Source organism: Naasia sp. SYSU D00057 (assembly GCF_017916505.1).
In the GTDB taxonomy this organism is placed as follows: Bacteria; Actinomycetota; Actinomycetes; order Actinomycetales; family Microbacteriaceae; genus Naasia.
Genome location: NZ_JAFMSZ010000006.1, coordinates 169,099 through 179,175, shown reverse-complemented (window position 1 = coordinate 179,175; position 10,077 = coordinate 169,099). Strand labels below are relative to the sequence as shown.

Annotated in this window: 9 protein-coding genes, 1 other RNA gene and 1 pseudogene; 1 reads left to right on the top strand and 10 read right to left on the bottom strand. The window is 72.1% G+C overall.

Features of this window, described 5'->3' with window-relative positions; all coding sequences use genetic code 11:
- Positions 1-525 (top strand): annotated as a pseudogene (locus J3P36_RS16000) (glycosyl transferase); the annotation flags it as partial.
- A gap of 13 nt (positions 526-538) precedes the next feature.
- Here J3P36_RS16000 and J3P36_RS15995 read toward each other — a convergent pair.
- The 10 genes from J3P36_RS15995 to J3P36_RS15950 form a co-directional block, all read right to left on the bottom strand.
- A complete protein-coding gene (locus J3P36_RS15995; RefSeq protein ID WP_210509238.1) occupies positions 539-2,011 on the bottom strand; it encodes an MFS transporter in 1,473 nt (490 codons plus the stop codon).
- A 128-nt stretch (positions 2,012-2,139) separates the two neighbouring features.
- Positions 2,140-3,717, bottom strand: coding sequence for a DUF4389 domain-containing protein (locus J3P36_RS16675; protein ID WP_282595199.1), 1,578 nt, complete (start codon positions 3,715-3,717; stop codon positions 2,140-2,142).
- Between the two features lie 80 nt (positions 3,718-3,797).
- Entirely contained in the window at positions 3,798-4,586 is a 789-nt protein-coding gene (locus J3P36_RS15985) for an SDR family NAD(P)-dependent oxidoreductase (protein WP_210509237.1), read from the bottom strand.
- Positions 4,587-4,678: 92 nt separating this feature from the next.
- Positions 4,679-5,049, bottom strand: a transfer-messenger RNA (tmRNA) gene (ssrA, locus tag J3P36_RS15980).
- 129 nt (positions 5,050-5,178) lie between these two features.
- Positions 5,179-6,159, bottom strand: a complete 981-nt coding sequence (locus J3P36_RS15975; RefSeq protein WP_210509236.1) for a cell wall metabolism sensor histidine kinase WalK — start codon at positions 6,157-6,159, stop codon at positions 5,179-5,181.
- Positions 6,156-6,836, bottom strand: a complete 681-nt coding sequence (locus J3P36_RS15970; protein ID WP_210509235.1) for a response regulator transcription factor — start codon at positions 6,834-6,836, stop codon at positions 6,156-6,158. The genes J3P36_RS15975 and J3P36_RS15970 overlap by 4 nt, the downstream gene beginning before the upstream one ends.
- A gap of 18 nt (positions 6,837-6,854) precedes the next feature.
- Complete coding sequence (locus tag J3P36_RS15965; RefSeq protein WP_210509234.1) at positions 6,855-7,394, bottom strand: hypothetical protein; 540 nt, start codon at positions 7,392-7,394, stop codon at positions 6,855-6,857.
- Positions 7,391-8,362, bottom strand: a complete 972-nt coding sequence (locus tag J3P36_RS15960; RefSeq protein WP_210509233.1) for an ABC transporter permease — start codon at positions 8,360-8,362, stop codon at positions 7,391-7,393. Before J3P36_RS15960 ends, J3P36_RS15965 begins: the two co-directional genes overlap by 4 nt.
- Positions 8,355-9,254 carry an ABC transporter permease gene (locus tag J3P36_RS15955; RefSeq protein ID WP_210509232.1) on the bottom strand — a complete coding sequence of 300 codons (900 nt, stop codon included), beginning with the start codon at positions 9,252-9,254 and terminating at the stop codon, positions 8,355-8,357. Before J3P36_RS15955 ends, J3P36_RS15960 begins: the two co-directional genes overlap by 8 nt.
- Complete coding sequence (locus tag J3P36_RS15950; protein WP_210509231.1) at positions 9,251-9,985, bottom strand: ABC transporter ATP-binding protein; 735 nt, start codon at positions 9,983-9,985, stop codon at positions 9,251-9,253. Before J3P36_RS15950 ends, J3P36_RS15955 begins: the two co-directional genes overlap by 4 nt.
- Between the last annotated feature and the right edge of the window lie 92 nt (positions 9,986-10,077).

Below are 10,077 nucleotides of genomic sequence, written 5' to 3'. Positions count from 1 at the left end.
GAGCCCGACTCCATCAGCCGGATGCTCGACGCCCTGCAGACGCTCGACTGCGGCTTCGTCGGCAGCGGCGTGCACGGGCTCTCGGCCCTCGGCGAGGACCGGCCACAGGACCGCACGAGCTTCGAGCCGTGGGAGGGACCCGTGCACCCGGAGCGGATCCGGATGGGTGAGCCGGGCATCGAGCGCGCGTCCCTGCACTTCGCGGCGAACCTCGCGCACGTCGCCGCCGAGGTGCCCGTGCCGCGCGGCGACTGGCTGCCGTACAAGATCGCCTGGCTGGGCGCGTGCGTGCTCTACCGTCGCGACCGGCTCGTCGAGAGCGGAGGCTTCGACTTCTGGCCGGCCCTCCCCCGCGAGCACTCCGGCGAGGACGTGGCCGCCCAGTGGCGCGTCATGGAGCGCTACGGCGCCGCGGGCATCCTGCCGAGCGGTGCCGTGCACCTCGAGTCGCCGACGACGGTGCGCGACCGCCGCATCGAGGCGCGCGACGTCGTGTTCGGCCCGCCGCAGCGCCGCCCCGCCTAGCCGCTCGGGCGGCTCACGCCTCCGCGTCGGCGGCGGCGCCCCGCCGGCGCTGCCGCTGGTCGAGCAGGCCGAGCACCAGCGCGACCGCGATGAGCGCGACCGCGACGAGGATCCCGTTGCGGAAGCTGTCGTGGTAGACCTCGAGCACGTTCGGGTCGTCGCTCTCGGCGTAGAGCGTCGCGAAGAACGTGGAGCTCGCCGCCGCCACGCCGACCGCGGTGCCGACGCGCTGGCCGACCTGCGCCATCGAGCCGGCGACCCCGCCCTCGCTCACCGGCACCTCCGCGAGGGTGAGCGTCTGGTTCGGCGACACGACGAATCCGCCGCCGGCGCCGGTGAGCGCCAGCGCGGCCGCCATCAGCCACGGCGCCAGCTCCGGCGGCGCGAGGACGGCGGCCAGCACGTCGAGCCCGAACCCGACGATCACGATGGTGATGCCGATGACGACGAGCGCGCGGCCCCAGGTGTCGACGAGCCGACCGCCGATGTAGGCGGTGATCGCCGAGGTGAGGGCGAAGGGCACGGTGGTGAGACCCGCCTCGAGCGGGGACAGGCCGAGCCCCTCCTGCAGGAACAGGGTCGTGAGCAGGAACGTGGCCGGCAGGGCCGCGAAGTACACGGTCGCGATCAGGAGGCCGTTGCGGTACGAGGCGCGGCGGAAGAGCGTGAAGCGCACCGCGGGCGATCGCCCCTGGCTCTGGTACCGGCGCTCCCACGCGACGAACGCCGTGCCGAGAACGGCGGCGCCGACGAGCCAGAACCAGCGGCGGGGGTCGTCGTCCGGTCCCCCGGTCGTGAGGACGAACGGCAGCATGAAGCAGAGCACCCCGGCGCCGAGCAGGATCACGCCGATCGGGTCGAGGTCGCGCGGCTGGTCGCCGCGCCCCTGCAGTCGCGGCAGGAGCCGCGCGGCGAAGAACAGCAGGATCACGCCGAGCGGGATGTTCATCCAGAACAGCAGCCGCCAGCCGTTCTCCTCGCCGCCGACCCCGATGAGCAGCCCGCCCAGGGTGGGGCCGAACGCGGTCGAGATGCCGATGATCGAGCCGAACAGGCCGAACGCCCGGCCGCGCTCGGGGCCCTGGAAGAGCTGCTGGGTGAGGCCGAGGACCTGCGGCATCTGGATGCCCGCCGCGATGCCCTGCAGGAACCGGCCGACGATCAGCGTGTTCACGTCCGGTGCGAGCGCGCAGGCGAGGCTCGTCAGGGTGAACGCGGACAGTCCGACGAGGAAGAGGATGCGGCGCGAGTGGATGTCGCCGAGCCGGCCCGCGGGCACGAGCACGAGCCCGAACGCGAGCGCGTAGCCCGCGACGATCGACTGCAGCTCGCTCGGGCCCGCGTTCAGCGAGTCCTCGATCGAGGGCAGGCCGACGTTGACCTTCGACAGGTCGAGGATGGTGAGGGCCGCGACGGCTACACAGACGCCGAAGGCCTGCCAGCGGGAGCGGTCATCGAGGCGGGAGGGATGCGGGTCCTGCGGCATGACCCGCTCAACGGTACGCCGGTCCGGCGGACCGGACCCGGGGCTTGCGCTCCGGGGCCGGTCGTGCCGACCGAGGACCGCTCGACCGGGCGCCGCGCCCGCTGTCCGGCCCGCTCAGCCGCTCGCGCTCAGTGCAGCACCTCCCCCTGCCGCGGCCCGGTCGGCTGCAGGGGACGCACCGGCTCGTCCGGCCCCTGGTCGAGCCGGAACGGCGGGTACTCGTCCCGCATCAGCGCCGCGTACGCGGCCACGCGGTACGCCCACCGGTTGATGCCGATCACGAGGTCGGCGAGCCCGCTCCCGTAGCGTCCGGTGAACAGCAGGACGACCGCGGCCACGAGCACCAGGATGCCGAGCGCCGAGACCGTCCCGGTCGCCGCCGGCACCCAGTCGCCGAAGACGCGCACGCCCGGCCAGAACATCGGCCAGACGACGGCCCCGCCGGCGAGGGCGGCGAGCACCAGGTAGTGCGGAATCGCGAGCAGCCACCACTTCACGAGGACGAGTCCGTTCGACAGGTGCTCGGGGTAGTCGACCTCGAGGTCGGCCGGGTAGTCGGCGGAAGCGAGAGTGAACGGCGGATACCGGTCGGTGCCGAGCGCCGAGTAGGCGTAGAAGCCGACCCGCCAGCTCCAGCGCAGCACCCCGACGTTGAACTCGAACAGCGAGCGCGGGTACCGGCCCGTGAAGAGGATCGCGAAGCCCGCGACGATCGTGGTGATGAGGAACGCGATCCAGAGCAGGGCGAGCACCAGGTAGTGCGGAATGGCGAGCACCCACTTCACGAGCCACAGCCAGCGCGAGAGATTCCCGTCCTCGACCCGCCCGATGAGCCGGACGGGCGAGCGCCGGTCGCCGGTGGGCGGCGGCGCCACGGCGGGGGGCACGTCGGCGAGCTGCGTCGTCCCGCCCGAGGGCGGGGCGACCGAGGGCAGGGCGGCGGCGCCGGGCGCGGTCATCCCGAACGCCGCGGTGCCGGTCGGGGCGCTGCCGCTCGGCGGGAGCGATCGGCCGATGCCCATGGCGCCGACGATCAGCAGCGGGATGCCGATCGCGAGCAGCACGAGCCCGGAGAGGAGGATGCCGATCCCGATCGGGGCGAGCAGGTCGCTGCGGAAGCCGGCCTGGACGGTCGCGGAGACGCCCGCACTGCCGTCCTCGTTCATGACGACGACGGCCCAGTCGCCGGGCTGGATGGCCCAGCGCACCTCCTGGGTTCCGGAGCCCGAGGAGGATTCCACCCAGAAGTCCTCGCGGGTGGGATCGGCGGGCGCGGACGTGCCGGGCACGTCGCGGTAGTCGGCCTCGAACGGCGCGTACTCCACGTTGGTCACCTCGGTGTACTGCACGTCCGCCAGGTAGGCGTCGAGGTCGCGCTGCGACGCGATGCCGATGAACAGGGGCTGGTCGCCCTCGGCCCGGATCCTGATCTCGCCGACGTCGAAGGGCAGCTGCGGCACGCTGCGGTCGCCGCTGAACTCGTCGCTCTCGGGGGTGGTGATCGCGTAGGTGTCGGTGGAGAAGAGCGTGGTGGGCGCCGTGAAGAAGCCGTCGCTTCCCTGGACGGCGGCGACCCCGGTCGCCGCGATGCCGCCGGTGAGCAGCGGCAGACCGAGGAGGGTGAGCAGTGAGCCGAGGATGAGCATCACGACGGCCCCTGCGGGGGTGCGGCGCTGCTCCATCTGAGGCGCGGGGATCGAAGACATGGCGGTCCTCCCTTCCGACCGTCCACCGTTCTCCGGGTGCACCGGAACGGTCAGGGGCGAAGGTCCCCGAGGAGGTGGAGCTAGGGGGCGATCCTCTCCTCGCCGACGCTGTTGCCGCCGTCGACGACGATCACCTGCCCGGTCACATAGGACGCGCCGGGCGTCGCCAGCCAGGCGATGGCGGACGCCACCTCGTCCGCTGTGCCGCTGCGTCCCGCCGGCACGAGCCGCCCCTCCGCCTGCTCGGACGGCAGCTGTGACGCGGTCGCGATCCAGCCGGGCGCCACGGCGTTCGCGGTGATGCCGTGCCGGGCCTCGTCGACCGCGATCGCCCGGAGCAGCCCGACCATGCCGGCCTTCGCCGCGGCGTAGCCGACGTCCCCGCGGGAGGCCATCACCGGGCCGGTGACGCTCGAGACGCCGACGATGCGGCCCCAGCCGCCGGCTCGCATGCCGGGCAGCACCGCGCGGGTCACGAGGAACGCGGAGGTGAGGTTGAGCGCGAGGCTCCGCTCCCAGTCCTCCGGCGGCATGGTGCCGTCGCCGGCGATCATGCCGTCGTCGCCCACGCTGACCATGCCGGCGTTGTTGACCAGCACGTCGGGAGCCGCGCCGAGTGCGTCGAGCTCCCGGCGCAGGCCCTCGACGCCGTCCTGCGTGTCGAGCCGGGCGACGACGCCCGCGGCGTCCGCGCCGGACGACCGCAGCTCGGCGGCGCGCTCCTCGGCCCGCTCCGTCGTGGCGGTGACGATCACCCGCGCGCCGAGCCCGGCGAGCAGCCGGGCGGTCGCGAAGCCGATGCCGGCGGGGCTGCCCGCGCCGGTGACGAGCGCGGTGCGGCCTGCGAGGTCGAAGGACGCGGGGAGCACGAGGTCAGGCTATCGGCGCGCGGGCACCCGCCCGGAAACGCAAAAAGAGCCGCCCGGATGGGCGGCCCTTCTGCCGTCGCGATGGTGACCGTTCGTGGAGATGGGGGGAATTGAACCCCCGTCCATTGCTGTAATCCCGTGCCTTCTACGGGCGTATCCAGTGCCGGCGTTCTACTCGGCTCCGATCCTTGTCACTGGCACCTGAATCGACGAGCCCAGCCTCGGTTCGAGTCCCGCGGCGCCCAGAGGCGCAACACCGCGGCAAGCTCCCTAGCTGACGCCAGTACCCGGGGCGGGAGCACACCCGGACTGACGGACTCACACTCTGGCCTTAGACGGCGAGAGCGAAGTCGGTGCGCTTGGAATTGGCACCTGTTGTTTGCGGAGGGCGTTAACGAGATAACCCCGCATCCTCGACCCGCTTCTCACAGTCATTCAGGCAATGTCGAAACCGATCATCCCCGAGTCGACTTCCTGCACCGCGTATGCGGAGCATCGGAAGGGGTCACCATCGCGCTGTGGAGTTGTATCGATCCCGCCCTCCCGGGCGGCATCGGTGCTTGCTGTCCGCCCTCTCGGGCGGCATCAAAGACTACAACGGGCGGCCCCCGGAATCCATTCCCTCCGCGGCCACCGCGCTGCCCTCGGGGAGCAGCGGGAGCGTCATCCGCGCCGTGGTGCCGGAACCGGGCGAGGAGAAGAGACGCACGTCGCCGCCGTGCGCGGCGCAGATCTCTCGGACCAGGGAGAGGCCGAGGCCGTGGCCCGGCGTCGACCGTGCTGCGTCGGCGCGCCAGAACCGGTCGAACGCGTGGCGGGTCTCGTCCTGGCTCATGCCCGGACCCTGGTCGCGCACCGCGATCATGCCGGTCGGCCCGGCCACCGCCGTCGAGACCCGGATCGGCGTGCCGGGCGGACTGAACTTCACCGCGTTGTCGATGAGGTTCCCGACCGCCTGGGCGAGCAGCTCCGGCGAGCCGCGGACGGCGAAGAGCGGGCCGAGGCGGACCTCGACGGGGGCAGCGCCTGCCCGGGCGTGCACGGCCTCCTCGACCAGCTCGTTGACGTCGAGCGGACGGAACGCGGCGTCGAGCCGCCTTCCTGAGCCTTGGGTGAGCAGCAGCAGGTCGTCCGTGAGCCGGGTCAGCCCGTCGACCGCGGCCAGCGACCGGGCGATCGCCGCCTGGTACTCCTCGGGGCTGCGCTCCCGGGTCAGAGCCAGCTCCAGCTCGCCCTGCAGCACGCTGAGGGGCGTCCGCAGCTCGTGGGAGACGCCGTCCACGAAGCGCTGCTGCAGCTCGTAGCCCGCGCGGACGGGCTTCAGCGCGGAGCGCGCCATCAGGTAGCCGAACAGCGGGGCGAGCACGAGGAGGGCGGCGAACGCGAGCAGCAGGCCTTGGCGGAGCGCGGCGAAGCCGAGCTCGGCGATGTGCTCGTCCTCCGGCTCGACGGCGTCGAAGTCGAACGTGCCCGTGACGAACGAGTACACGGCCACGGCGAAGACCCCGAACAGGAGCAGCTGGAGCGCGGTGTACCCGACCGTGAGCCAGAGGATCGCCCGCCGGAAGATCACGGGTCGGCCGCGATCGTGTACCCCGACCCGCGCCGCGTCTCGATGACCTCCGGCTCCCCCGGTGCGGTCAGCTTCTGCCGCAGGTAGCGCACGTAGGTCTGCACCACGTTGCTGAACCCCTCGTAGTTGCTGTCCCAGGCGTGGTCGATCAGCTCGCTCGTGCTGACGATCTGGCCCGCGTTGCGCATGAGGTACTCGAGCACCGCGAACTCCTTCGCCGTCAGGGCGATGGTCCTCCCGCCTCGCTCGGCGGTGCGGGTGGCGGGGTCGAGCGCCACTCCCTGCGCGCGCAGGATGACCGGCTGCGCCCGCGGCGCCCGCCGCAGCAGGGCCCGCACCCGGGCGAGCAGCTCGGCGATGTGGAACGGCTTCACGAGGTAGTCGTCGGCGCCGGCGTCGAGACCGCGCACGCGCATCCGAGTCGATCCGAGCGCCGTCAGCATGAGCACCGGCAGGTCCGCCGTGCGGGCCCGGACCGCCGCGCAGACGTCGAGGCCGCCGTTCGGGGAGCCGGGCAGCATCAGGTCGAGCACCACGAGGTCGTAGGCCTGCACCTCGACGGCCTCGATCCCGGCCGGGGCCGTCGCGGCGAGGTCGACCGCGTAGCCGGCCTCGACGAGGGCGCGGCGGACGACGTCCGCGATGCGGGCGTCGTCCTCGACGACCAGGATCTTCATCGGACGACGCTTCCGCGCTCAGTCCGCTTCCTCACCCGTTCCGGCCTCCTTGCTCGCGGTGGCGTGGGCTACCTGGACGCCGGAGGCGCTCACCTCGATCTCGAAGTCGACCTGGTTCGCGGAGCTCCGGTACAGGCTGAACTGGTTCTCGGGGTAGTGCCCTTCCCCGCTCTCGTTGTCGAAGTACACGGCGGTCTCGGCGCCCGCCGGGATCGTCAGGTCGCCGAGGTCCTGATGGTAGCCCTCGCTCTCGCCCGTCTCCACGTCCGTCATCACGTAGAAGACCTCGAGGTCCTCGAGGGTCCGATCGGTCGTGTTCCGCAGGATGAGCTGGAGCCGGTCGCTGATCGGCTGCCCGGTCTCCGGATCCTCGTTGTCCTCGACGGCGGCGAGGACGACCTCGAGGCCCGGCTCGGTGCTGTCGTTCGTGATGGGGTTCTCCGCGACGGGCAGCACCGTCGGGGCGGGCGCCGCGGAGCCCGAGGGGCCGGTGCACGCGGCGAGGGCGATGATCGTGGCGCCGGCGGCGAGGGCGGCGGCGGCGGAGCGGAGAGTCATGAGCGGGTCCTCTGCAGATTCGAGCGGGTGGTGACGAGTGCTGCGGCGGCGACTGCCGCGACGCCTGCGGCGGCGATCGCGACCGCGTAGCCCCAGATGCCGGACCAGACGACGCCGATCGGCTTCTGGTTGAAGTCGTCGTCGATGCCGAGGAACGCGAACGCGAGGCGCTCGAAGTGCTTGGTCGGCGATGCGCTCTCGAGGAAGTTGCGCAGCTCCTCGAACGTGGCGAAGTGGGCGATCACGGCCGCCTCGCTGGACGAGTCGATCTCGAGCGCCTTGAACAGACCGCCGGGCACCTGGTTGTCGGGGTCCATGGTGTCGCCGAGCTGCGGGATGATCAGCACGAACGTCAGCCAGATCACGATGGCGAGGATGAGGCCGAGGCTGAGCCGCGAGGTGACCGCCGTGAGGGCGACGGCGAGGGCACTCCAGAACACCAGGTACAGCCAGGAGAAGGCGCCGACGATCAGGATCCTGCCGAGGTCGGCCGGGCCGAGGGACGCCGAGCCGATTCCGACGATGGCGGCGGTCCACAGCACGGTGAGCGCCACGACGACGGCGAGCCAGATGCCGGCGATGCCGGCCAGCTTCCCGAGCGGCAGCGCGAACCGGCCGACGGGCCGGCTGAGCAGCAGCGGCAGCGTGCCCCGGTACTTCTCGGTGGCGACCGCGCCGTAGCCGAGCACGATGGCGAACAGCGCGCCGAGGATCTCGACGTACTCGACGCTCCCCCTCAGCAGCTGGAGGGGGAACAGTCGGGGCGCCGCCGCCCGCGTGGAGCTGCCGCTCTGCTCGAGCTGCTGCACGTAGAGCTGGTAGGCCTCGAGCTGGGCGCGGAAGGCCGCTGCCCCGACGATCACGGAGACGAGCGTCACGGCGGCGAGGAAGCCGAGCAGGACGACGAGCAGCCGGTCCCGGCGCAGCGCGACGAGCTCGCGACGGGCGACGGTGGCGGTGCTACTCATCGAGGGGCCTCCTCAGCCGGCGCCGCGGAGTGACGGCGAGCACGAGAACGAGGATGAGGAGCGCGGCGGCGACGACGAGCGCGCCGGTCCAGTCCCCCGCCTGCGCGTTGCGGTCCTGGAGCAGGACCCCCGCGGCGCGCTTGTACTGCTCGGTGACGGCGAGCGGCCCGGTGACGGCGGCGACGGCGTCGAACCAGCCGCCCGTGGCGGCGGGGTGCGGCACGGGACCCAGCAGCGTGACCGGGCGGGCGGCGGTGCCGAGCTGGGGAACGACGAACGCGATGGCGCTCCAGAGCACGAACGACACGAGCAGCGCGGTCGTCTCGCTGCGGCTCACGAGCCCGGTCAGCATGCCGAGCACCGCGAACGCCATCAGCAGCACCCAGGACAGCGCGGCGAAGGCGAGAAGGCGCAGAGTGTGCTCGGGGCCGAGCGGAGCGGCGTCGATGATCCCGAGGACGACCCAACTCGCCCCGACGCTTCCTCCCAGGACGACCCCGAGCACCGCGCCGATGCCGGCGAGCTGCCCGAGGAGCCGGGACGCGGTCCCGACGGGACGGCTCAGCACCAGCGCACTCGTGCCCGACTTCCTGTCCCGAAGGGAAGCCTGGGCGCCGAGCACCACGGCCATCAGTGCGCCGATCAGCAGAACGTAGATCACGGTGTTCCGCTCGTAGGTGAGTGGGGAGACGCCGGTGAACGGGTTCGGCTGAGAGGTGAGCCCCTCCGCCCGGATCCGGTCGAAGACCCCGGTCACGGTTCGGTTCGTGATCCAGCCGATGAGCGAGGAGACGAGCACCATGCCGACGAACACCCAGAGCAGGATGTGCGCGGTCCGGGAGCGCCGGATGTTCAGCGCCTCATGCCGGGCGCTGGCGGCGAACGCGTTCATGGCACCGGCTGCGACTCGAGCCGGAAGTACACGGCCTCGAGCGACTCCTCGTCCGGGAAGGCGGCGAGCGTCTCGGCGAGCGAGGAGGAGTGGATGAGCCGCCCCGCTCGCAGGATGCCGATGCTCGTGCAGGTCTTGGTCACCTCGGTGAGGAGGTGGGTGTTCATGAACACCGTGATCCCGAACTCGCGGTTGAGCCGGACGATCGTCTCCCGGAGCGTCCGCACGCCCTCCGGGTCCAGCCCGGAGGTCGGCTCGTCGAGGAAGAGCACCTTCGGCTCGTGCAGGATCGCCTGGGCGATGCCCACCCGCTGCCGCATGCCCTTGCTGAAGGTGCCGACGCGCTGGCCGTACGGCCCCTCGAAGTCGAGGAGCCGCAGCACCTCGCGGATCCTGCCTTCCGGCCGCCGGATGCCCGACAGCTCGGCGAAGAAGCGCAGGTTCTCGCCCAGCGTGAGGTTGTCGTAGAACCGGACGTTCTCGGGAAGGTAGCCGATGCTCCGGCGCACCCCGGCGGCATCGGCGGTGATGCTCCTCCCGCAGATGCTCGCCCCACCCCCGGTGGGCGGCAGCAGGGTGGTCAGCATGTTCACGGTCGTCGTCTTGCCGGCGCCGTTGTGTCCGAGGAGGCCGAAGATCTCTCCCTCGGCGACCTCGAGGTCGAGCCCGTCCACGGCCGTGACCGGGCCGAACACCCTGGTCAGCCGCTCCGTCGCGATCGCTGCCGTCATGCCCGGAACGGTAGCGAGCGGCGCGTGAGACGAGCGTGAGAGCGGAGCGGGACCTAGGGCCCGTCCCGGATCCGGCCGGGAACGGGACGTAG

Bases quoted from the DNA above. Each gene is read 5' to 3' on its own strand.
- J3P36_RS15995 (WP_210509238.1), bottom strand. From the start codon at position 2,011: ATGCCGCAGGACCCGCATCCCTCCCGCCTCGATGACCGCTCCCGCTGG.
- J3P36_RS16675 (WP_282595199.1), bottom strand. From the start codon at position 3,717: ATGTCTTCGATCCCCGCGCCTCAGATGGAGCAGCGCCGCACCCCCGCA.
- J3P36_RS15970 (WP_210509235.1), bottom strand. From the start codon at position 6,836: ATGAAGATCCTGGTCGTCGAGGACGACGCCCGCATCGCGGACGTCGTC.
- J3P36_RS15965 (WP_210509234.1), bottom strand. From the start codon at position 7,394: ATGACTCTCCGCTCCGCCGCCGCCGCCCTCGCCGCCGGCGCCACGATC.
- J3P36_RS15960 (WP_210509233.1), bottom strand. From the start codon at position 8,362: ATGAGTAGCACCGCCACCGTCGCCCGTCGCGAGCTCGTCGCGCTGCGC.
- J3P36_RS15955 (WP_210509232.1), bottom strand. From the start codon at position 9,254: ATGAACGCGTTCGCCGCCAGCGCCCGGCATGAGGCGCTGAACATCCGG.
- J3P36_RS15950 (WP_210509231.1), bottom strand. From the start codon at position 9,985: ATGACGGCAGCGATCGCGACGGAGCGGCTGACCAGGGTGTTCGGCCCG.